Raw genomic sequence first — 24,327 nt, 5'->3', positions numbered from 1 at the left:
TAAGAAGTAAGAATAGTTAAACGCCGAAACCATAGTTTCGGCGTTTTGTATTAAGGTAAAAGTGTTTTTACAGTGACTTTATGCCCATGTTATGCAATGTAAAACCATAGATATCTGCATACTGATCAATTATTTTACTCGTTGGTGTACCCGCACCATGGCCCGCATTAGTCTCTATGCGGATCAGATAAGGATTAACTCCAGCCCCTTTTGTTTGTAGTTCAGCGGCAAATTTATATGAGTGTGCAGGAACGACGCGGTCATCATGATCCCCTGTCGTAATTAATGTTGCTGGATATTCAACTCCTTGCTTAACATTGTGTACCGGTGAGTACGCTTTTAAATAATCGAACATTTCTTTACTTTGTTCACTGGTGCCATAGTCATATGCCCAACCCGCTCCAGCGGTAAATGTATGATAACGAAGCATATCTAAAACACCCACAGCAGGTAGCGCAACTTTAAATAGCTCTGGTCGCTGGGTCATTACGGCGCCAACCAGTAAACCACCATTTGAGCCACCACGTACTGCTAGGTAGTCACTTGATGTGTATTTTTTTCTCATTTAGGTATTCGGCTGCAGCGATAAAATCATCAAATACATTTTGCTTTTTCAGCTGAGTACCCGCATCGTGCCACGCTTTACCGTATTCACCACCGCCCCGTATATTTGCCACCGCATAAACGCCACCTTGTTCAAGCCATGCAGCAATCGTTGAGCTAAAACCTGGTGTCATACTTGCGTTAAAGCCACCATAGCCATATAAAATAGTTGGATTTTTACCATCAAGCTTGGTGTCTTTTTTGTATGAGATAATCATGGGTACCTTAGTACCATCTTTAGATGAATAAAAAACCTGTTCAGATGTATATTGCTCTGAATCAAATTGCGCCCCGGATTTACGATAAACGTCAGATTTACCCGTTTTCACATTAAATGCATAGGTATTACCTGGCGTTGTGTAGTTAGCAAACGAGTAATAGAGTGTGTCGCTTTGTTTTTTACCGCTAAAACCACGGGCGGTTCCCACCCCTGGAAGACTAATTTCACGAACTAACTCACCTGATTTATCAAATTGCTGAACTTTTGAGATTGCATCAACCATGTACTTTGCAAAAAGTAATCGCCACCTTTAGACATACTTAATACATTATCTGTTTCTGCAATTAAGTCTTGCCAATGATCAGGAGTCGGGTTTGAAGCATCAACAGTTACCACTTTTTTGTTAGGCGCATTAAGGTTGGTCACTAAAAATAGCTTACTGTCGTCGTTATCAAGTAGGTAAGTGTCTGATTCTGTGTGCTCTAAAATTGTCGTCAATTGACTATCAGGCTTTGATAAATCTTTAATGAAAAGCTTATTGCCTGATGTAGATACACTGGCTGAGATCAGTAAATAACGGTTATCACGGGTAACTGACGCACCAACATAACGGTGCTTTTCATCATCAGTGCCTCCATAAACTAGTTCATCAGAGCTTTGTGCTGTGCCTAATTTATGAAAATATACTTTATGCTGATCTGTTTTAGCTGATAACTCGCTGCCTTTAGGTTTATCGTAACTTGAATAATAAAAACCTTCATTAGCTAACCACGAAATACCGCTAAACTTAACGTCTACTAAATTTTCTTCAACAGGCTGCTTCGTTTCTGTATTTATAATAATAATTTTTCGCCAGTCACTGCCACCTTCGGAGATTTGGTACGCAGCCAGTGAACCATCTTCGGAAAATGTAAGGCCAGACATAGACGTTGTGCCATCATCACTGAACGTATTCGGATCTAAAAATACTTCTGCTTCACCATCTCCCAGTTTACGAAATAACACGTATTGATTTTGTAGCCCATCATTTTTATAAAAATAAGTGTATTTACCTTCAGTAAAGGGAGCAGTCACTTTTTCATAGTTCATTAACTTTTCAAGGCTGGCTTTTAATGTGTCACGATAAGGAATAGTGTCTAGATAGGAAAACGTCGTATTATTTTGAGTCTCAACCCACTGAGCCGTTTCATCACTCATATCATCTTCTAACCAACGATAAGGGTCGGCTACCTTTTCATTAAAATATACGTCGACAACCGCGCCTTGTTTAGTTTCAGGATAGGTTAACTGCTGTGCAGTTTCATTTTGAGTTGTCATATTTTTCTCGCTTTGGGTCGATGCCATATCCGAACAACCACTTAGTGCTGCTATGACAGCACAGGCTAAAACTTTTTTTAACATTATATTTTCATTCTCGTGAATTAGTTACCTTATAACATATTTTTTTACTGTTTAATTGTCTAGCGTAATGCGACTAATAGATTGTGCTACTGTGAATATATGTAAACATGCTAAATGCAAGTTAGAAAACTATTCACTTAAAAGGTGTATAAAATGGAACAACAAAATAAACAAAAAACCTTTACAACATTTAAAGATTTTTATCCATATTACTTAACAGAGCACAGTAATAAAATGTGTCGTAGGTTACATTTTTTTGGTAGTTGTCTCGTGATACTTGTTGCCATTTATGTGGTCGTCACACTCAATTTTGCCGCACTTTGGTTATTACCCGTTATAGGTTATGGCTTTGCTTGGATGGGTCACTTTTTGTTTGAAAAAAATCGTCCTGCTACGTTTAAATACCCGCTTTATAGCCTGTGGGGTGATTGGGTAATGTTTAAAGATATATTAGCGGGTAAAATTCGCTGGTAATGCGCCTGTTTTTATTTAGCTCCAATGCTATAGTAACGCTAATTTTTGCTATTTAAGATATTAAAATGTATCGACTATTTGAGCGGATGACAAAACCGTTCCCTGAACAACAGCCAACCCAACCACCTGCAACCCTGCTTGCCTTTTGCCTGCATTATACTAAGGGTATGGAGCTATCTTTAGTACTGATGTCACTCAGTGCCGCAATGCTGGCCATTTTAGAAGTATCTCTTTTTAGTTACATGGGTCAACTAGTAGACTGGTTAGGAACATACACGCCAGAAACGCTATTTGTTGAGCAAAAATCAGAGCTCATTAAGATGGCTGTTGTCTTGCTGGTGGTATTACCCATAGTTGTGTTTTTTCACTCGGCTATATTACACCAAGCACTTCTTGGTAATTACCCCATGTCGATTCGTTGGTTGGCACATCGCTATTTATTACGCCAAAGTGTTAGCTTTTATCAAAATGAGTTTGCTGGACGTATCGCCACAAAAGTAATGCAAACATCGTTGGCGGTTCGAGAAACCGTAATGAAGTTACTGGATGTACTGATGTATATTGTGGTTTATTTTGGCGCCATGGTATTTTTAGTTGCCGAGGCAGATTGGCGATTAATGATCCCACTACTAGTCTGGCTTGCACTTTATGCTGCAATTCAAATGTACTTTGTGCCAAAGCTAAAGCGTATTGCCAGCTCACAAGCCGACGCCCGTTCTGAAATGACTGGCCGAATTGTCGATAGTTATACAAATATTTCAACAATAAAACTGTTCTCATACACCCAGCGTGAAGAGCAATATGCAAAAGATAGCATGGACGTATTTTTACAACCTGTTTATAAGCAAATGCGGTTAGTCACCAGCTTAAATTTTTGCATTAATAGCCTTAATTATTTACTGGTTTTTAGTGTATCAGCATTATCTCTTTATCTTTGGTCATTAAGTGCAATCAGCGCAGGTGCAATTGCTATCGCTGTCAGTTTATCTCTTCGCTTAAATGGCATGGCACAATGGATTATGTGGGAAATTAGCAGCCTTTTTGAAAATATTGGCACAGTCAGTGATGGCATGAAAACCTTGTCGACACCGATTGATGTTGATGATGAACCAAATGCTAGTACACTGGCGGTTAGTGAAGGGCAAATTATATTCGATAACGTGTTTTTTAACTATGGTAAAGCGGCTAATGAAACCAACCGAGGCCCAGTTATTAATGGCTTAAATTTGAACATAAAACCCGGTGAAAAAATTGGCTTAGTGGGTCGTTCTGGTGCAGGTAAATCAACGCTCGTAAATCTATTACTGCGTTTTTATGATGTTGACAGTGGTGCAATAAAAATCGATGGCCAAGATATATCAAAAGTCAGTCAGCAAAGCTTAAGAAAATACATTGCGATGGTTACGCAAGACACCTCTTTACTGCACCGTTCAGTTAAAGAAAACATTCTTTATGGCCGCCCAGATGCAACCGATGAACAAATGATTAATGCCACAAAACAGGCTAAAGCCATGGAGTTTATCGAAGACTTAGAAGACAGCAAGGGCAATAAAGGGTTTGCCGCACAAGTAGGCGAGCGCGGCGTCAAACTCTCGGGTGGCCAACGCCAACGCATCGCAATTGCACGAGTATTGCTTAAAAATGCCCCTATTTTAATTTTAGACGAGGCCACAAGTGCCCTTGATTCTGAAGTTGAAGCTGCAATTCAAGCTAGTCTAGATGATTTAATGACAGGCAAGACGGTTATTGCCATTGCTCATCGCCTATCAACCATTGCCCAAATGGACAGACTAATCGTGCTTGATGAGGGCGGTATCGTAGAACAAGGCAGTCACGAACAGTTATTGTCTCAAAACGGTATTTATGCGGCGCTATGGACCCACCAAACCGGTGGATTCATAGGCGTTGAATGAAGGAAGCAAGTTAGCAAGTTAGCAAGTTAGCAAGTTAGCAAGTTAGCAAGTTAGCAAGTTAGCAAGTTAGCAAGTTAGCAAGTTAGCAAGTTAGCAAGTTAGCAAGTTAGCAAGTTAGCAAGTTAGCAAGTTAGCAAGTTAGCAAGTTAGCAAAGCTTAGTCGGTGCTTTAGGCTAGTCAATTTAAAGTTAAATATACTTCAGTTTTAACTATCTGAAGTATATTTAACATCGCTATCAAGCCTAAATAATCGAGACTAACATCAATTAGCATAGTCATATTGACTAAAGTACCGCTTGTAACTGTTAATATTTTTCTAACCTTCCCCCTTTTATAAGCTTCAATTCTAGACCTTTGACTAATCCCAACTTGTACAAACTTGCTTTACTCTAGGCATTCAATATTTATTGCTTTGAAAAAGCTGTATTTAATTTTGAAACAGAGCAGCAAGCATGTTGCCGGAGAAGTTATGACAACAACATCACAGGATAAGAATCCACCCAACGCTAACACCGGTGATCACGATAACAGTGTAAACGGTAGTTATGAAAACCTCCATAAGCCCAGTTCATCATTTGATACCCGAGATGAATATCTCGAGCATGAACTACAAATAATGCAGCCAAAACGCTGGCGAGCAAACTTGCCTTTTCGTGATTACCGTTTTGAGTTTGAAGATACTATTCCAGCTATGGCAGGAACTATAGGTAAAGTTGTGATGGTTGGTGCAATTGCTGCTACCTTTGCGGCTCCGCTCGGTTTAGGTGATGCCTTTATATTAGAGAATGTGCGCTACGAACTATTAATTGTCGCATTTTTCATTGTATTGTTTTCTGGATTCATTTTACCTACCGCTAATTTAGCGGGTACACATGGCCCTTTGATCCCCCTTATACCTATTGTGGTTGCAGCAGGCGGCCACCCAATGGCTTTTGGTTTATTGATAGGCGCATTTGGCTTTATTCTTGCCATCAGTAAAGGAGGTAGTTTACTTGCACGATTAACCAGCAAAGGTGTATGCGGAGGATTACTGCTCTATTTAGGGTTTATCGGTACTATTTCCCAGGTTAAAAAGTTATTTTCGTGGGCTGAAAGCATTAATATGAGCCACATAGCCTTCATTGTAATTTTAGCGACTATATTACTTTATGCACTCTTAGAGCACTTTAAAAAAACGTTGGCTTGCTGTGCCGTTAAGCTGCTTAATTGGCGGTGTCACAGCGTTTGCTTTAGGTGCACCTTTTGAATTCAAAACAGCACCTGGCCTACCAAATATGAATCCAATGTACTGGTGGGGTGAAAATACCGGCTGGATGCTTGGTTTACCTACCCTCGAAAGCTTTGTTGTTGTGTTACCTTTTGCCATACTCGCTGTAGCAATGTGGTCACCTGACTTTTTAGGCCATCAAGTATTTCAAAAAATTAGTTACCCGCAACGTACTGAAAAAGTACATATGAATATAGACGATACTATGTTTAGCGCATCGGTTCGTCAAACCTGTGGTTCGTTACTGGGGGCTCTAATTTCACCTCATCTTGGGGTACTTATATTGTGCCAGCGGCTATCGCTAAGCGCCCTATACCTGCTGGTGCTGTATTAACTGCCCTATTTTGTATTATTGCTGGTATTTGGGGATACCCTATGGATTTAGCCATATGGCAGCCAGTACTTTGCGTTGCGCTAATTGTAGGGGTATTTATACCACTGCTTGAGGCAGGGATGGAAATGACCCGCGAAGGCAAAACCACTCAGTCCGCGGCCATTGTTGTATTTGCATCAACGCTGGTAAATCCTGCATTTGGTTGGTCTCTGACAATGCTGCTTGATAACCTGGGTCTAATTGGTTGTAAAGAGCGAAGTGCTGAGCTAAGCCCGATGAGTCGTTGGAAAATCCCGTTAATAATGTTTGTTCTATTAACCAGTGTAATGGCTATGGTCGGAATGCTACCTGGAATACCTGCTCTGCTAAGTGATTTCAGACACTGATAAATAACCACCTTACACAAGCAGCAAACTGAAGGTTAGTTTGCTGCTTTTTATATTTTCTAAATAGATTTTTAAAAAGCAATTAAACGTAAACCTAATAGAACCAGCATCACCATATTTGCCCCTATACCCGCTAAAAAGAAATAGCTTCGAGGGCTTGGATTTTTTTCTGTCGCAATAACATAATAAAGAGCCATGTGAATACAGCGAGCAATGACGTAAACCCACATGCAAATTGCAAATATAGCACTGTGGTAACCAACTATAAATGAAAATAAAACCGTGCCTAAAAACAACACACTATTCTCAAGGGTATTTTGAAACGTACGATGCGCCCTAAAAACAAAGCTCTCGTGACTTAAATTAGAATCAATTTTACCTGGTACTGCATCTTTTCGGCTGGCTTTACTAAATGTGGCAACAGCCCATTGAGTAAAAATCATAATCAAATAAATATACAGTGCAAAATATGCGGACAAAGCAAGTTCAGTCATCATTATTCCTTTTATTGTTTAGATACTTACCCTAGAGCAAAAAACAAGCCTACAATAACCAACTGAATAATATGAAATTTTATATATATGATTATTGTCCAACATGTAAAAAATAGCCTTACTTGTATAAAAACTACATTAATGTGAGTCATCATGTTTTTGAGAGGTGTAATGTTTGTGGTATTAGATGGTTTTAAATGTAATAACAATAATGACTGCGGCTAAAATAAAGCTCACTGCTAATATTTTTTTAGATGACATAACATACCCAGAAACAAAAGATATATTAGTAATCTAATGTAAGCGTATTATCAATTGAAGTGTTCTAACAAACTAAGGTGTAATAAATTTTGATTGCAAAAAGCAAAGAAAACCTAGCTTCTTTGCTTTATAGAAGTTGTTTTGCTAAAACAAAGATGCATTTAACCACAAGTGCAACAAAATACTTGCAGCATAACCAAGTGCAATAACAGGCGTCCATTTTAAATGACCAAAAAATGTGTAGTAGCCTCTGGCTTGTCCCATCAACGCGACCCCTGCCGCAGAGCCTATCGATAACAAGCTGCCACCAACTCCTGCGGTGAGCGTAATGAGTAACCACTGTCCATGAGACATATCAGGCTGCATAGAAAGTACTGCAAACATCACAGGTATATTATCTATCACCGCTGAAATAACCCCCAAAAAGATATTAGCGGATGTTGCTGACCAATTGCCGTAAAGCATCTCAGACATTAAATTTAGATAACCCAAAAAGCCCAAACCACCGACACACATAACAATGCCATAGAAAAACAACAAAGTGTCCCATTCAGCGCGTGACACTTTACTAAACACATCGAATGGAACCACGCTACCGAGCTTAGCGAGACGGTCATTGTCACCAACTTGTTCTGCATGAGCCTTTTTGCGCGCTAAAGAGCCCGGTAATGTCATTCTTAAAAAGTAACCAAAAAACTGTAAATAGCCTAACCCCATCATCATACCTAGTACTGGAGGTAAATGTAAAAAGCTATGACATGCAACGGCCGTAGCTATAGTTAATAAAAACAGTGTTAGAATTCTCAGTGCCCCACGTTTAAGCTCTATTTTTTCATACACCGCTGAAGGCTGTTTATCTGCAACATAAAAACTCATAATCGCAGCAGGTACTAAATAATTTGCTAAAGCCGGTAAAAACAATACTAAAAACTCATTAAAATGAACGAGTCCTGCTTGCCAAACCATTAAAGTTGTAATATCACCAAAAGGACTAAATGCGCCACCAGCATTGGCCGCTATAACGATGTTAATACAACTTAGATTTATAAAAGATTTATCATCTTCAGCCACTTTCATTACCACTGCACACATTAATAATGCAGTTGTTAAATTATCTGCTATAGGGGAGATAAAAAACGCTAAAAACCCGGTGATCCAAAAGAGGTTCTTATAATTAAAGCCCTTTTGAATCATCCAAGAGCGTAGCGAATCAAACACACGTCGCTCTTCTAGGGCATTAATGTAAGTCATTGCAACGAGTAAAAACAGCATCAACTCTGCAAATTCAAGTAGATTATGCCTAAATGCAGACTCAGTAATGCCCGGCATATCATTGTTTACATAATACGCACCAATTAAAATCCAGATCAGGCCAGCAGCGACCAGTACAGGTTTAGATTTTCGTAAATGGAGTTTTTCTTCAAGCATAACCACTGCATACGCTATGCAAAATATAACAATACACAATAAACCAACGCTCGAAGTTGTGAGGTTTAATTGGCCTTCACTTGCCCATGCAGGAGAACAAAATAGTAGTAACACTAAGCTAAATAAACTTAAGCCTCGTAGTAAATTTTTCACACGGTATGTCCTGTTTTAATTTTAAATACGGTATTTTTATAACCAATTTTTTGTTGTAGTTATTATTAATGAGGGATGTTATAAAAAAAGTTGACGTAAGTTACCATAATTTTACATGAAGGCAATTATACTCAAGTCTAAATATGCATTCTTTGGTGTTATTTAAAAAATAATATAGATGAATACCTAAGCACGACTTTGAATTTTAGCCTGTATGGTTATAAACTTATTTATTGCACTTTTAACAACTTAGCTTTACTTGTAAGCTGTAGCTAACTAGTAACATCTACATTGAATTAAGGTAACTTATGCGATTAGGACCTGGTTTACTCGTCACTGCAGCTTTTATCGGACCGGGCACTATCACCAGTGCAAGTATTGCCGGTGCAAACTATGGCTTCGCGCTGATCTGGACATTATTATTTTCGGTAATTGCGACCATACTTTTGCAATCCATGGCAGCTCGTCTTGGCGTTGCTACAGGTTTAGATTTAGCACAAGCACTTCGCACTCATATACACACCCCTTTATTTAAGAAGCTAGCAGCAGTTTTAGTTATCAGCGCCATTGGGATTGGTAGTGCCGCTTATGAAGCTGGTAATTTGAGCGGCGCGAGTATGGGATTAATTGAAATATTCCCTGAAGTAAACGCTCAAATATGGACACCTTTAATTGCACTTTTTAGCGCTATCTTACTTTATAGTGGTAAACATAAAGTGGTGGAGTCTGCACTAATCCTGTTAGTAATTTTAATGAGTTTGGTGTTTATATCCACGTTAATCATGGCAGCCCCTCCTATTATGAAGGTTCTCGAAGGGTTTATACCCAGTATTCCAAAGGGCTCTATGACGACAGTGCTTGCATTAATAGGCACCACTATTGTGCCTTATAACCTCTTTTTACATTCAGGAGTGCTTGCAGCACAGCATGATAAAAATAGTGATAAATCCACCACTATCAAACAAACTAACCTAGATACTGGTTTATCTATTTCATTAGGGGGTGTGATCACCTTGGCTATTTTATCTACTGCTTCAGTTGCTTTTTATGGCACAGATGCCGGTAAAATAAGTGCTGCAAATATGGCTATGCAGCTAGAGCCGCTACTTGGCAATGCTGCACATTACTTTTTTGCTATTGGCTTATTTGCTGCAGGATTAACCAGTGCTATCACCGCACCTTTGGCAGGTGCTTATGCCGTTTGTGGTATGCTGGGTTGGTCTAACGATATGAATGAAAACCGATTTAAATTGGTTGCAGTTGTCATTTTAGTTTTTGGTGCCACAGTCGCATCACTTGGTTTAGACCCAGTTGCGGTCATTATTTTTGCACAAGCAGCTAATGGGTTGTTACTACCGATTGTTACTACCTACCTTGTATGGTTGGTCAATCAAGAGCCTGTGATGGGTGATTACACTAACTCACGATTTGTAAATTTTCTTGCGTTACCTGTATTAATACTGATTTTTTCACTCAGTAGTTATAAGCTAATTAGTTTATTGGTCAATTAATGCTAAAAAAGCCGCTATTGTTAAATAGCGGCTTCAAATATCTGTTTAGTTAAGAGTTGATAAACTTACGGTTAAAACAATAATTGATGGAAATAGTTTGTTCATTTTTATATCCTTATTTAAAGTTGCCAAGCGTAGCTAAGTTTAGTGAAAAAAGTACGCTGATCACGTTCTATATTTTTAAGTGAATCGTCTTGGTAACCTTTATCTGAATAGCCTAGGTAAAATAAAGTTTGGGCATTAATTTTATACGAGTAGACTAACTGACTACCATAATCACGATTTATTTTATCTACTACATAGTAATAAGCGTTTTCGTTGCGATCGATATCTTCAAATTGCAAAATAAGTTTAAGCATTGAACGCATATTGAATTTATAATAAATTCGTAAATCGGTCGGGTTCGCGGTAAATACATTATCCCCCTGTGGATTATTTAACCGACTGTAGCTATGCTCTAGTTGAACTTGCCAGTGATCATTTATATCCCACGTTAGTTCCGGCTCTAACGTAAATAAGTCCCCCAGTTGCTCATTGCTGTAATCTATTTTACTACCAAACTCAGTATATAAATTTAACGTGATATCCTTACTCGGTTTAAAACCGCCCCAGATATAGCCGATATTTTGGTTATAAAACTTATCGTCGTAGTTTTCATTTCTATGAACATAGCCAACCTCTAAAAATGACTGCATCTGCCCTTTTAGAAAAACATAGCCTTCGTATTCTTCCTCTAGCAAACTACCATCTTGCGCCCAAGTTTTATCCCAATCAACATTATATGAGTATTCCGTAACCAGCTCGTTTGCGTCTAAGTACCAAGTTTGCCCACCACCTAGTAACGCTTTTTTATAATCGACTTGAGCTTGATAGCCTAAGTCAGTGCGGTAGTCTTCACCAATATCTTCATAACTAGCCAGTAATTTATAATCACGTTTCTCACGGGAAAACTCGAGCTTATAAGCTGTATCTGATTGACTTTCATTTAAACCATAATTATCAATTAAAAAAGCTGAATTGTTAGTATCAGAGGTCGCAACTTGGTACAACACGCTATCTGATTGGTTAAACCAATAACTGCCATCAAGTGATAAAACCGTATTATGATAATTATCAGCTTCACGATGTGTTGTGCTAATACCAATTGTGCCTTGTTCGCCAATATCATACTGATAACGACCAACTGCAGCTTTTGATTTCTCTGCTAAATTTGCAAATCCTGAGCCTTGATTGGTCGGAAGTAAAATGCTGGTATTTTCATCATCAGCATACATGAACGCATAACTATGAGCGTCAGTTTTACCAGTTACTTTAGCCCCTATGTCAGGCTCGGCAATCGTACGGGTATAAAGTAGTTCGAATAGGCTACTTTTAAAATAGGATGCACCATCTAAAAAGAATGGGCGTTTTTCAGCGTAATAGATTGAATAAGTGGTGTTTACATCAAGCTCTAAACTATCAGTTTCAACTTGTGAAAAATCTGGGTTTATAGTGGCGTTTATAACAGCGTCTTGGCTAATACCCCAACGTATATCTAATCCTGCTTCGGTATCTATATCACCGTTTTGCCAATCTCCCGGCACTGTCTCTTTTACATCATGCCTTAGTGCTGTCAATGTGGGGGTTAACTGGATATTTTTACTGGGCTCCATCGCATTAAAACCCGTTATTTTATCAAATTGACAAAAGCTGCATTTTACATCACGATCAAAACCAACATTTGACATCTGATACATCACATCACGTGGGAAGTTACGCCACAAAGCGATACTCCACGTCATATCCGCTTTATTTTTTGGAAACCGTAATGCAGTGAAAGGAATGCGCATTTCTACCACATAACCTTGGTCAGTTATTTGCCCTGCACTATCCCAAATTGCATCCCAAGATGGGTCTTCACTCCAGCCATCAGTATCTGTCATACGCATATCTCCCTGCGCACCCAGTGGATTTACGTAAAACTCGTAACCTGTTCTTTCATCATTAAAGGTATCAATCATTAATGCAACATTGTCATCCGTCCACAATGTATCACGATCGCGAAGCGCAGCACGGATATTTTCAGGTTTGTCGTCATAAGCGATAATGGCAACATATAAATACGTTCCATCTTCATATAGATAAGCATCTGTTTTAACTGGTGGCGCGCCCTTTTCATTGGGTTCATTTTGATAGATTAGCGGAATCAGCGTGGCATCTTGCCAATGCGACTCTAAAAGCTGTCCGTCAAGATCAATTGATTGTTCAAGGTGAGCCAAGTTAAAGTTTTGTTTTTGTGCAAAAACATGCGTACTGAAATAAACCACAAAAATATAAAAAAGGGTTTTTATTATTTGATTTTGATACTGCATAAACATCCATTTAGGTTCGATTACTCAGCAGGAGTAAATTAACCAGAGGATTGTAATTTAGTAAGGTACATTTGTTAACACTTTTATAGCTAAAATGTTAAAAATAATAATTATTTCGCAGTGATTTGAGGCAAAGTTAGATTATGTTTCAATTAATTTTAGTTTACCCACCACACCATTCCAGCTGTCAGCATCATTGGGGGCTGTTTTTACTTCGGTTATTCGCGGCCATACTAACGCGAGCTCAGCATTCAATTCAGTAAACTCTTGCTGATCTTGAGGAAGTTCTTCTTCTTGATAAATTGCCTCAGCGGGACATTCAGGCACACATAAACCACAGTCAATACAATCAATTGGACTAATGGCTAAAAAGTTAGGACCTTCATAAAACGCATCGGCTGGACACACAGCTACACAATCAGTGTATTTACACTTGATACAATTTTCTGTAACTACAAATGCCATTATTCCGTTTACCTAAGGTTTATATACTGTCAGGGCGGGATCATACCCAACCACAGCGAAAATACAATAAATAATCGCTGCCATCATTAGCTAAATTAACGTAAAATACATGCCTATTGTGAGCATAGCTAATGCGTTATTGCTAAGACACCTAACAGAGAAAAAATATGATACGTTTAACAGAAATAAAGCTACCGCTTGATCATGAAGAAGATGCCCTACAACAGGCAATTTTAACTAAACTTGGCATAGAAAAAGCGCATTTAAATAGCTTTAATGTCTTTAAACGTGGCTACGATGCACGAAAGAAAACCGCTATTTTACTTATTTACACACTTGATATAGACGTCGAAAATGAAGCTGAACTGTTGGCTAAATTCAGTAAAGATCAACATGTAAAGCCCGCCCCTGACACATCTTACAAATTTGTCGCTCAAGCCCCAGCTAATTTATCACAGCGTCCAGTGGTTATTGGTTTTGGACCATGTGGTCTATTTGCCGGTCTTGTGCTTGCGCAAATGGGCTTTAAGCCTATTATTTTAGAGCGTGGTAAAGAAGTAAGGGAGCGCACAAAAGACACGTTTGGCTTTTGGCGTAAACGCACTCTAAATACTGAATCAAACGTACAATTTGGTGAAGGCGGTGCAGGTACATTTTCTGACGGTAAACTTTATAGTCAAGTAAAAGACCCTAAACATTATGGCCGTAAAGTGATCACCGAGTTTGTTAAAGCCGGCGCACCTGAAGAAATTCTATATGTAAGCAAACCACACATTGGTACATTTAAACTAGTCACCATGATTGAAAAAATGCGCGCGCGAATAGAAGAGCTTGGCGGCGAAATCCGTTTTAGCACTCGCGTTGACGATATCCTACTCGAAGATGGCCAAGTAACTGGTTTAAAGTTATCGACTGGTGAGCAACTCGATACACAACATGTCGTACTTGCTGTTGGTCATAGTGCCCGTGATACATTCCAAATGGTTCACGACAAAGGTATCTATGTTGAAGCAAAACCATTCTCGGTAGGCTTTAGAATCGAACATAAGCAATCAATGATTGATGAGTGCCGTTTCGGGCCTAACGCAGGTAACCCTATTCTTGGCTCTGCTGATTATAAACTGGTACATCACTGCGATAACGGCCGAACTGTGTATAGTTTTTGTATGTGCCCAGGAGGCACTGTCGTGGCTGCAACGAGCGAAGAAGGACGTGTTGTTACCAATGGTATGAGCCAATATTCTCGTAGTGAGCGAAATGCAAATAGCGCGATAGTCGTGGGTATTTCACCGGAAAAAGACTTTCCAGGCCACCCACTGGCAGGTATCGATTTGCAACGTAAATTAGAAGAGCAAGCTTATGCGCTTGGCGGTAGTAATTACGATGCGCCTGCACAATTAATTGGTGACTTCTTAAAAGGTAAAGACTCAAGTGACTTAGGTGATGTTAAACCATCGTATACACCAGGTATTAAACTCACTGATTTAGCTAAAGTATTACCAAGTTTTGCCATTGATGCGATCCGCGAAGCTATTCCAGCCTTTAATAAACAAATTCGTGGTTTTTCATCGAATGATGGTCTATTAACTGGCGTTGAAACACGTACTTCATCACCAATCTGCATTAAGCGTGATAAAACCATGCAAAGTATAAACACCCAAGGCTTATACCCAGCTGGTGAAGGGGCCGGTTATGCGGGTGGAATTTTATCTGCGGGTATAGATGGTATTAAAGTGGCAGAGGCGCTGGCGTTATCAATGCTAGAAAAACACAGCTAAAAGCACTTATAGATTCAAAAAGCCTGAACTTATCAGGCTTTTTTGTGCTTTAAAGTAACTGCGTGTTATTTCTTAAGCGTTAGTTTTTCACCCTTAAGTGACTTACGTACACCTGATATACGTGAGCGATTTTTAGCTCTTGCTTCACCTAACATAAATAGGCAGCCACTTTAATTGAGCAAATAAAACTGTGCTACTAAGTTTACTCTTTTGGGCTAAAAACCATCCGGTTTGACGTTGTTAGAGAAATTGATGAACGCTTAAATAATGACTTCAGCTCCTTAGCAATACTCTGTCATCCACTTTGGCAGCTTTTAGATAACACGCAGCCAACAGACCTGTTTATAAATCAAGTTTTAGCGCACTTACCCTACAACTACGCCAGTCTTTTATTCAAAGAATAATAGTCACGGCCAACTCATTAGAAAAGCAAAAGTTAACTCATAGTCATGATATTCATGCGTTAACATGCTGGCTAGCCTTTTGCCTAGAGAAAAAGGCGGTAGGATATAATCAAATTGACATCAACCAATTATGTGCAATTAAATATTTATTAAAGATAGCTATCGTTACACCATTTTCGTCAATTTCTGATGATTTTTATGCATATGTAAATGAGATGTTTAGTCCGCTGTACTCACACATGCCTGTGATGCGCTATCGTATTTTAATACCTAATAAAAATAACGGCCACACGGACTTTAGCCTCCCCATGAGATTAATATCTGGCAACTGTTTGACCATACAGCCAACGCTTGGTTTGTATAAAAAGCTATGCGAGCAAGCCATTAAAATTGGGCTAGTAGCTAATTCTTTTGAGGGGATGAATCGTTTTTATAATTTCATTTGCCATACAGAAATCGTTGAGCTTATAAACATTTTATTCCAACCAACTCCACCAACTCCACCAACTCCACCAACTCCACCAACTCCACCAACGAGCTTAAAGGCACTCAAACAACAAATTCTGTCACGATTCATTTAATTTATTGCGAACAACCACCACATAAATACAATTCATTAAGGGCAGTTTAAACCAGTACTGTGTTCATGTAAATTCAGTAAGCAGTGTTACTTAAAAACAGCAAAGCTAGCTATTTGAGCCAGCGCCACTAGGTAGTGGCACTGACACAAATTGCACAGCCTGCTGCTAGCAAGTGCGCAGTTCTACTGGGATTGGCTGCGCACCTCTATGCCTATTTAGTTTTAAAATCAGTCATAGGTAAAAGTAAAATGTTATAATTTTGAAGGTAATATTTCTTCAAGTAGTGGGTCTTCAGAAACCAATTCCCCTTTTAATAAAACATTTTGGTTAACCTTTATATCTCCCTCATTGATCAGTTCAACAAAAACTTCACCGTAGCATTCATTTAAAACAATAAACTCATCGGAATTGCCGCTTTTTACTAAACCTTTAATAATCGTGTGAGGTTTACGGTGTATAGGTTGCTCGAAAGAAGCATCCACTTTTTTACCTAAAACCAAAGAAGCTGAAATTAATTGAACTGATAAGCTAATGTCATTTTTTGAAAATTCGCTTAACGTGATAATTTCTTCACAGTAACTTCTGGAGTCCATAAAGGTAAAAGTAATTATTTTATCTCCGATATCAAAACAAATAAGGCGCTCGTACTCATCAGCTATTACTTCTTTTATTGTGCCAGTTAAAATCATTAATTTACCTTTTTAAAATAAGATTCTTTAGCTCTCATCACAGATTGAATCTTTCCGCTTTTCTGAATAACCATAACCCCTTTAGAGCCACCATTTGTAGATCTCATGAAATGTGCAGACCGACCATTTTCAAGATATCTAACATTTCCCTGCCGAATGATTAACTGAGCTTGCTCAGTAAATGCTTTAAAGCCTGTCCTACTATTACTAAATACTGTAGGGTTAATCCCTAAACTTTTAGCTATGCTTGGAATACGATCAGGGTATTGCTTTAGATATTGAAAATAATGCTTAATTCCTTGATTCGCACCATTTGCTACTCCCCATGAGTTTCTAATTCCATAGCTGGCATATGCACTATATACAACTCTTGCTCCAAACCCAATTGGCACAAAACTCGCTACCGTGCCATACATCTCTGCTCTGTTGTATAAATCGGCTTGAGTTAACTTTCCTGATAATAAGGCTTCAGTATCATGTTTACCCACATACAAATTGGAGTGGGTCATTGCTGTTTGTCCCCAATCACTCGGATCATGATTTAATGCAGCATTGTCATCATCTAAGTTGGCACCAAAGTCACCAAGGGTTTGCCCTCTATTGGCTTTCTGCTGATCGATATATCCGCCTGCGACCCCACCCGTTCCTTTAGAAGTACTTGATGGTGCGCCTATATCAGCTGTTGCAGACATATTGCCTATCTGAATATTAACCGTGCCATTACCATTGCCTGTCATGGTGCCGACTTTCACATCGCGTTTTATGCGGGAACCTGTGACAGATTGCTTCTGCGTAATATTTGCTTTTTCCTCTTTACCTAAACTTTCAGCAACTTCTTCGCAGCTTGCAGGATCTTCAACACTACAACTTGCATACCCTGTAGGGTCAGTACCACTGAGCGGGTTATTCATTATGTACGAATACGGATTTATACTCTGACTATTCGTTGGGCTTTGAATAATGGGGTCAACACTCATAAACCGACCAAGGTTATAATCGTACACCCGACCGTTCATATGAATGAACTCTACATCATCCAAGTGCTCATGGTCGGTAAAACCTCTGCGTGTTTTGGCTTTATCTAGATCATCCAGTTTTGAATTACCATACGCCTTTAAGTCGCCACTTGCCAGCCTAGGTTTACCAAATGGGTCAAAGTTACGCTGTGCAGTAAATAAACTAGACAGCCACCTTAATTGAGTAAATAAGACTGCGCTACTAAGTTTACTCTTTTGGGCTAAAACTTATCTCTTTTTCTATTATCACTTGCACATCTTGTATTAAGCGAGCGTTTATCACTGTTAAGCCTAAATTACACGCATAAAAATAACTGCATGATTGCAGTTATGGTTCTTTATTGAAGACTTATAACTTTATGCCAGTAGCTTTTCACTGTTACTGACGTTGCTACGCCGTTTTCTGTTCAAGCGTTCACAGTAACTCTCTTGTGAGGTCGTCCTACCTACTGCGCCATGAAATACGCGCGTAAATTGCGTGGTCAGTTTTAACCAGTTTTCTGGGGATATATTTACTCTTTCTAGTAAAGGTAAATGTGTGCTTTCAATATACCCGCGTTTGCCTTCTCGTATACAACGCCCTGTTAATTCAACCAGTTCAAGGTAGGATTTAAGTTCAAACGGTAATCCTTTTGGCATGATTTGACGTGGCATACCGGCAAAACGCAATAGTTTTTTTGGTTGTTTGCCTTCTGCTGCGCTTTCTAATCGTGTTTGCACACTCGTATGTGATGACTCTTCTGGCGTGTTTGCCATTTTGGCCCTAATAGGATTTAAATCAACGTATGCCATACACGCTGCCAATGCAGCTTCATCAAGAAGCGCTTGTGACTTGAACCGTCCTTCCCAAAACCTGCCTGTGCAGTTATCTTCTTTATTCGCTTTACGAGCAATATCTTCATTTAATAGCCGCATAAACCAGCTAATACTTGCTAGTCGTTCACGGTATTGTTTTACTGTTTGATTAAAAAAGATTAGTTCAGCTTTACTTAGCTTCTCACCTTGTAAGTATCTTTGCGTAAGTACGGTGCCTTTACACAGCTTGTGCCAGCGAATAACAATCGCTTTATCATTTAGCCGATCCGCTTTTTTATCATCAACATACAGCACTAAATGGGTGTGGTTACTCATGACTGCATAAGCACATACATCAATGCAAAATACCTTGGCTAATCCAAGCAGCTTATCTTCAACCCAGCCTCTGCGATGCTCAAAAGACTGACCTGTAAAACGATCTTCACCGCACAAAAAAGCACGTCGAACACAACGTGAAATACAGTGATAATACTTTGTATCAACCAAACTTACTTGACGCTTTCTTGCAATTGCCATGTATCACCCTGTTTGTTTTTTGCACTAATTGAAAGTTAGTTGAAAATATAAAAAATACAAACTTTAGGGTGGGTGTCCTTTTATTTTCCCTTTTTTTTTCCACTTTTTATTTTCCACTTTTTATTTTCCAAAGCGGTCAGGCCGACAAAGGCCAAACGCCTGATATGGCCACACGGCTGAAAACCTTAGCCCGCTGCATGAATATCAATAAACACAAAACCATGGCTAGTGAGTACATTGCTGAACAAAAAGCTGAACAAGAGGCCAGTAAACAGGCTGAGCTATCTAACGATAACGAGCTGGCTGCCTAACTCCAGAAACAACAAAGCCCACGGGGGTGGGCTTTGATTATCTTAGTCTTTGCTACCTAGACCTTTACTTTCTCGTAAGAAGTATAATTCTGTCAGTTTTTCCTCTAACGATGTTATTGAAAAAGCTAATAACCCATTATTTTTTGAATAGTAAAACTGGTATTTTTGATAATCGTTTGGCTTCAGATTTATTAAATAAACGCTTTGAGAAAACCCAAACAAATCAAGCGAAACTAAACGGTCTACGGCAAACTTATTACCATTGAAGCTCCACTCACACCCTTCTTTTAAGTCACTAGTTTTGACAGCAAAGTTAAAGCCTTCAGAGTCAATACAGAAAGAAAAATATTTAGACAAACAACGCTTGAATTCCTTGTATTCATTTGTTGGATCAAGGATATAGGTATCGTTCAGATTGAAATAGAATGTTCTCGGCACCTTCGTGTGCTCAGCATCTACACTGTAATTATCATAGTGATATTCGTTTGCTTGTAGCTTAAGACTCATAACTAAACTTATCACCCCTAAAACACTAATTAGCTTTTTCATTTTAATTACTCCCCCTCGCAAACTTGATATCTTTTCGCCTCACCTTGGTGCCAGATAACCTTCGAGGGTAATGCTTTTTAGCAAATGAATTAGCGAACCTTTCTTTCTTAGTTGAAGACCATTTTTTCGCATATTGACGGCCAACAACATGCCCAAACTCATGTAAACCAACAAATAGAAGACCAGTATCTCCACCTCTTATTGTTGTTCCATGGTATGGGAATCTTAGATCTGGATCATTTACATCTATCAGCTTCCTACCAACATAAACTGTAGTACTTTTTTTGTTGGCATATCTAAATGCTGCAACATCAGGACTCTTTTCAAAGACTTTATGCGTAGGATCATAAATAAATTCAGCATTATTCATTTCATCTATAAGCCCTTCATCTCCAGACTTTTCAATTGCTCGTTTCGTCATGGAAACCATTCTTTCAGTTAGTTCAAGTCCCTTCTTGTCTATGTCACTAGCATTTTCTTGATCAATGGTGGTCGATACTTTAAATGGTTCAACTTGATCTTGGCCTCCCCCTGATTGTGGGGCTGACTTAGCAATATTCTGTTGAGAACCAATATCAGCGACATTGAAACCTGCACTGGTCAAGCTATTGGTTAGCGCACCTTTCACGGCACTTCTTGCGGCTCCATTTCCGCCTGAAATCGTGACCGTTGCGCCCCCACTTCCATTGGATTTAGCAGAGACAGTTACGGTTCGTTTAATTCGACTACCTGTCGTACTGACTTTGACTTTCTTCTCTACTTCCTCAATCTCATAGCCAGTTGGATCAGTACCCGACAGAGGGTTGTTCATTATGTAGCTATATGGATTGATGCCTTGGCTATTCGTAGGGCTTTGAATAACAGGATCAACCGACATAAACCGACCAAGGTTATAATCGTACACCCGCCCGTTCATATGAATTAACTCTACATCATCCAAATGCTCGTGGTCGGTAAAGCCTCTGCGTGTTTTGGCTTTATCTAGGTCATCCAGTTTTGAATTACCATACGCCTTTAAGTCGCCACTTGCCAGCCTAGGTTTACCAAATGGGTCAAAGTTACGCTCTGCCTCTACTTGCCCGTTGTGGTCGGTAAATACCCGTGCGCTGCCTAGGCGGTCGCGGTGGGTGTAGCGAATAGTCGCCCCTTCACCGGTGGTTTGGCTTATTACGGCGATGTCGTCTATATACGCGCGCCATGTGATTTTGGTGCCCGTTATTTCTTCTTCATAGAGCTTGTCACTGTAGAAAGTGGTTACACTACCATTTACTTGTTTAAAGCGCATATGCTCTGGGCCATAGGTAAAGTTAAGTGTTTTTCCGTCTTTTTTGATTTGGGTAGGCTTATCCATCGCGTTGTACGTGGCGCTGGTTAAACCATCGCCTTGGGTCATGTTGCCACGGGTATCGTAGCTAAATGACTTCCAGCCGCCACTGCGCTCTGGTATTTTCTTCAGTTTCTGCTTAAATAAGTTGACAGGCAAAAAGAAAGACCTGACCCCATTTTTGTTCCACCGCTCAAAAGTCGGTGGACAAAATTATTATGATCCTTACCATTCATAAAAAGGCTTTAGCTCCCACACCCATTCGCCCACTGCTAAGAAAAAAAGTGCTAAGCAAAATATTGAAAACAAAAATATTTTTAATACAGTCTCAGTGGCATACGATAGAGTGGATGGTGATGGCACCTTTAATCTAATAACTTTTAAAAGCTCATCAATTAAGTTAAATGCTGCAAGACCTCCAAAAATTAAAAAGATACCCACAATCCGACTAATACTGACACCTTCCAGCACAAAGCTTGTTACTCCCATCCAAATGCATAGTGAAAATACTGAAAAATGAAAGGCAGCATCAATTGAATTATCAGTTTGCTTGATAGTGCTTATATCCTTACTACCTATCAAATACAGAATGCTCAGCACAAGTTTTGAGTAAAAACCCTTAGAGAAAGCATTTTGATCTGTACCATAGTCAATTATAAAACCATCAACAATCACGTATAGCACTACTAAAAATAATATATGCAGCAGAGCTATACGGTTGTAATAAACGTGTGTACTAGTCGACAATATACTGCCCATCTTTATTAACTTTAATCTTCGGCTTACCAACTGATGGTCCTACTCTCATCCTCGGGATAAGAGTTTTAGCCCCTTGCATTACTGCCGCTGCTGAACCATCAACACTGGTCGCAAGCGATGCAGCTTCCCCTATTAATCCAAAATACGCCAACTTTTCATTTGCCTTTAAAAATGACCATCTGGCAATTGAAGCCGCGGCAATTTCCCCTGCAAGAAAAGCGTAAGAGCCATACTCAACAGCCTTATACATGCCTCGAGCGACTTCCCTCTGAGAATGTAAGTAAGAAGATCTCATCGCAGCCATAGCTATGTCATGAGATGTTATTCTTCCCTGATTCGCAGCATCCATTTGACAAGCTCTATTACAACTAATGGTCGCATTGGTTATATTTCCATTTTCATCTCGCGTTACGCTGCCCCACTTAGCATCAACACCGCCATAATCAGCATAAGATCCTTGTCCCATATCAACACTAAGCTCTTCACCACCACGAACTATTGAATTATGAGCATCTGATTTGATTTGATCTTGGAGTGAGCCACTTCCTTGACTTGTCCCGCTATTTCCTCCGCCTGAGTTTTGAGCTATGTCCTTCTGCGACCCTAAATCCATTGGTTTACCGACATTGGCAATTGAGCTTGAAACAGCGGCTTGCCCTTTGTTGGAGCCGTTACTGATATGCACATTGCCTTGGCTATCTTTACCTACATGTCCAACCGTTTTTCCATCAGCGTTGGTGTTCGCTTGCGTTTTGCCTTCTTCAAGCCCTCCAGCACAATCTTTCAATGAGTCATCTGTCGAACAGTAGCCCGTGGGATCTGCACCTGATAGAGGATTGTTCATTATGTAAGAATAAGGGTTAATACTCTGGCTATTCGTTGGGCTTTGTATTACAGGATCAACACTCATAAACCTGCCAAGGTTATAATCGTACACCCGCCCGTTCATATGAATTAACTCTACATCATCCAAGTGCTCGTGGTCGGTAAAACCTCTGCGCGTTTTGGCTTTATCTAGGTCATCCAGTTTTGAATTACCATACGCCTTTAAGTCGCCACTTGCCAGCCTAGGTTTACCAAATGGGTCAAAGTTGCGCTGTGCAGTAACATAACCATTGTGGTCGGCAATAAACTAGAAGCTCAATAAACTAGACAGCCACTTTAATCGAGTAAGTAAAACTACGCTACTAAGCTTACCTTCTTAGGCTAAAACTTATCTATTTTCTATTACCACCTGTACACCGTTCATTAAGCGAGCGGTTATCACTGTTAAACCTAAATTACACGCATGAAAATGACTGCATGATTGCAGTTTTAATTCTTTTTGAAGACTTTTAACTTTATGCCAGTAACTTTTGGCTGTTGCTGACGTTGCTACGCCGTTTTCTATTCAAGTTTTCACAGTAACTCTCTTGTGAGGTCGTCCTACCTACTGCGCCATGAAATATGCGCGTAAACTGTGTGGTTAGTTTTAACCAGTTTTCTGGGGATATATTTACTCTTTCTAGTAAAGGTAAATGTGTACTTTCAATATACCCGCGTTTGCCTTCTCGTATACAACGTCCTGTTAATTCAACCAGTTCAAGGTAGGATTTAAGTTCAAACGGTAATCCTTTTGGCATGATTTGACGTGGCATACCGGCAAAACGCAATAGTTTTTTTGGTTGTTTGCCTTCTGCTGCGCTTTCTAATCGTGTTTGCACACTCGTATGTGATGACTCTTCTGGCGTGTTTGCCATTTTGGCCCTAATAGGATTTAAATCAACATATGCCATACACGCTGCCAATGCTGCTTCATCAAGAAGTGCTTGTGACTTAAAGCGTCCTTCCCAAAACCTGCCTGTGCAGTTATCTTCTTTATTTGCTTTACGAGCAATATCTTCATTTAATAGCCGCATAAACCAGCTAATACTTGCTAGTCGTTCACGGTATTGTTTTACTGTTTGATTAAAAAAGATTAGTTCAGCTTTACTTAGCTTCTCACCTTGTAAGTATCTTTGCGTAAGTACAGTGCCTTTACACAGCTTGTGCCAGCGAATAACAATCGCTTTATCATTTAGCCGTTCCGCTTTTTTATCATCAACATACAGCACTAAATGGGTGTGGTTACTCATGACTGCATAAGCACATACATCAATGCAAAATACCTTGGCTAATTCAAGCAGCTTATCTTCAACCCAGCCTCTGCGATGCTCAAAAGACTGACCTGTAAAACGATCTTCACCGCACAAAAAAGCACGTCAAACACAACGTGAAATACAGTGATAATACTTTGTATCAACCAAACTTACTTGACGCTTTCTTGCAATTGCCATGTATCACC

Annotated in this window: 17 protein-coding genes and 3 pseudogenes; 6 read left to right on the top strand and 14 right to left on the bottom strand. The window is 39.4% G+C overall.

Annotation, left to right across the window (positions count from 1 at the left end):
* Positions 1-67: 67 nt before the first annotated feature.
* Positions 68-2,224, bottom strand: a pseudogene (locus tag ACU8V8_RS07840) (prolyl oligopeptidase family serine peptidase).
* Between the two features lie 153 nt (positions 2,225-2,377).
* On the opposite strand from ACU8V8_RS07840, the gene ACU8V8_RS07835 reads away from it, so the two are divergent.
* The 3 genes and pseudogenes from ACU8V8_RS07835 to ACU8V8_RS07825 all read left to right on the top strand — a co-directional run bounded on the left by ACU8V8_RS07835 (position 2,378) and on the right by ACU8V8_RS07825 (position 6,598).
* Entirely contained in the window at positions 2,378-2,698 is a 321-nt protein-coding gene (locus tag ACU8V8_RS07835) for an Mpo1-like protein (protein WP_446889380.1), read from the top strand.
* A gap of 65 nt (positions 2,699-2,763) precedes the next feature.
* Positions 2,764-4,611 carry an ABC transporter ATP-binding protein gene (locus ACU8V8_RS07830; protein WP_446889379.1) on the top strand — a complete coding sequence of 616 codons (1,848 nt, stop codon included), beginning with the start codon at positions 2,764-2,766 and terminating at the stop codon, positions 4,609-4,611.
* Between the two features lie 469 nt (positions 4,612-5,080).
* A pseudogene (locus tag ACU8V8_RS07825) lies at positions 5,081-6,598 on the top strand (DUF3360 family protein).
* A gap of 71 nt (positions 6,599-6,669) precedes the next feature.
* On the opposite strand, the gene ACU8V8_RS07820 reads toward ACU8V8_RS07825, so the two are convergent.
* Together ACU8V8_RS07820 and nhaD are read right to left on the bottom strand one after the other, a co-directional pair.
* Positions 6,670-7,092, bottom strand: a complete 423-nt coding sequence (locus ACU8V8_RS07820) for an MAPEG family protein (RefSeq protein WP_446889607.1) — start codon at positions 7,090-7,092, stop codon at positions 6,670-6,672.
* A 405-nt stretch (positions 7,093-7,497) separates the two neighbouring features.
* Positions 7,498-8,934, bottom strand: coding sequence for a sodium:proton antiporter NhaD (gene nhaD / locus ACU8V8_RS07815; protein ID WP_446889378.1), 1,437 nt, complete (start codon positions 8,932-8,934; stop codon positions 7,498-7,500).
* A 308-nt stretch (positions 8,935-9,242) separates the two neighbouring features.
* On the opposite strand from nhaD, the gene ACU8V8_RS07810 reads away from it, so the two are divergent.
* Positions 9,243-10,445 (top strand): Nramp family divalent metal transporter, encoded by a 1,203-nt coding sequence (locus ACU8V8_RS07810; RefSeq protein WP_446889377.1) that lies wholly within the window; start codon positions 9,243-9,245, stop codon positions 10,443-10,445.
* 119 nt (positions 10,446-10,564) lie between these two features.
* Here ACU8V8_RS07810 and ACU8V8_RS07805 read toward each other — a convergent pair whose 3' ends face one another.
* Positions 10,565-12,796 (bottom strand): DUF5916 domain-containing protein, encoded by a 2,232-nt coding sequence (locus tag ACU8V8_RS07805; protein WP_446889376.1) that lies wholly within the window; start codon positions 12,794-12,796, stop codon positions 10,565-10,567.
* Positions 12,797-12,937: 141 nt separating this feature from the next.
* On the bottom strand, positions 12,938-13,261 hold the full coding sequence (fdxA, locus tag ACU8V8_RS07800; protein ID WP_290208426.1) for a ferredoxin FdxA: 324 nt from the start codon (positions 13,259-13,261) through the stop codon (positions 12,938-12,940).
* Positions 13,262-13,428: 167 nt separating this feature from the next.
* On the opposite strand from fdxA, the gene ACU8V8_RS07795 reads away from it, so the two are divergent.
* Entirely contained in the window at positions 13,429-15,039 is a 1,611-nt protein-coding gene (locus ACU8V8_RS07795) for an NAD(P)/FAD-dependent oxidoreductase (RefSeq protein ID WP_446889375.1), read from the top strand.
* An 834-nt stretch (positions 15,040-15,873) separates the two neighbouring features.
* On the opposite strand, the gene ACU8V8_RS07790 is transcribed toward ACU8V8_RS07795, so the two are convergent.
* The 4 genes from ACU8V8_RS07790 to ACU8V8_RS07775 all read right to left on the bottom strand — a co-directional run bounded on the left by ACU8V8_RS07790 (position 15,874) and on the right by ACU8V8_RS07775 (position 19,061).
* On the bottom strand, positions 15,874-16,020 hold the full coding sequence (locus ACU8V8_RS07790; protein ID WP_446889374.1) for a hypothetical protein: 147 nt from the start codon (positions 16,018-16,020) through the stop codon (positions 15,874-15,876).
* Between the two features lie 255 nt (positions 16,021-16,275).
* Positions 16,276-16,713: a hypothetical protein gene (locus ACU8V8_RS07785; protein ID WP_446889373.1), complete on the bottom strand. Its 438-nt coding sequence runs from the start codon at positions 16,711-16,713 to the stop codon at positions 16,276-16,278.
* Positions 16,713-17,846, bottom strand: coding sequence for an RHS repeat domain-containing protein (locus ACU8V8_RS07780; protein ID WP_446889606.1), 1,134 nt, complete (start codon positions 17,844-17,846; stop codon positions 16,713-16,715). The genes ACU8V8_RS07785 and ACU8V8_RS07780 overlap by 1 nt, the downstream gene beginning before the upstream one ends.
* A 240-nt stretch (positions 17,847-18,086) precedes the next feature.
* Entirely contained in the window at positions 18,087-19,061 is a 975-nt protein-coding gene (locus ACU8V8_RS07775; RefSeq protein ID WP_446889372.1) for a transposase, read from the bottom strand.
* A 164-nt stretch (positions 19,062-19,225) separates the two neighbouring features.
* Between ACU8V8_RS07775 and ACU8V8_RS07770 the strand changes: the two genes are divergently transcribed.
* Positions 19,226-19,372: a hypothetical protein gene (locus tag ACU8V8_RS07770; RefSeq protein WP_446889371.1), complete on the top strand. Its 147-nt coding sequence runs from the start codon at positions 19,226-19,228 to the stop codon at positions 19,370-19,372.
* 42 nt (positions 19,373-19,414) lie between these two features.
* Here ACU8V8_RS07770 and ACU8V8_RS07765 read toward each other — a convergent pair whose 3' ends face one another.
* The 5 genes and pseudogenes from ACU8V8_RS07765 to ACU8V8_RS07745 all read right to left on the bottom strand — a co-directional run bounded on the left by ACU8V8_RS07765 (position 19,415) and on the right by ACU8V8_RS07745 (position 24,319).
* On the bottom strand, positions 19,415-19,921 hold the full coding sequence (locus ACU8V8_RS07765) for a hypothetical protein (RefSeq protein WP_446889370.1): 507 nt from the start codon (positions 19,919-19,921) through the stop codon (positions 19,415-19,417).
* Position 19,922: 1 nt separating this feature from the next.
* A complete protein-coding gene (locus ACU8V8_RS07760; protein ID WP_446889369.1) occupies positions 19,923-21,404 on the bottom strand; it encodes an RHS repeat domain-containing protein in 1,482 nt (493 codons plus the stop codon).
* A gap of 66 nt (positions 21,405-21,470) precedes the next feature.
* Entirely contained in the window at positions 21,471-21,920 is a 450-nt protein-coding gene (locus ACU8V8_RS07755; RefSeq protein ID WP_446889368.1) for a hypothetical protein, read from the bottom strand.
* 61 nt (positions 21,921-21,981) lie between these two features.
* Positions 21,982-23,031 carry an RHS repeat domain-containing protein gene (locus tag ACU8V8_RS07750; RefSeq protein WP_446889605.1) on the bottom strand — a complete coding sequence of 350 codons (1,050 nt, stop codon included), beginning with the start codon at positions 23,029-23,031 and terminating at the stop codon, positions 21,982-21,984.
* A 313-nt stretch (positions 23,032-23,344) separates the two neighbouring features.
* Positions 23,345-24,319, bottom strand: a pseudogene (locus tag ACU8V8_RS07745) (transposase).
* Positions 24,320-24,327: the final 8 nt, after the last annotated feature.

This window comes from Pseudoalteromonas sp. SaAl2, assembly GCF_052947895.1.
Note: the sequence above shows the minus strand (reverse complement) of the source record. Positions and strands in the feature narration are given on the sequence as shown.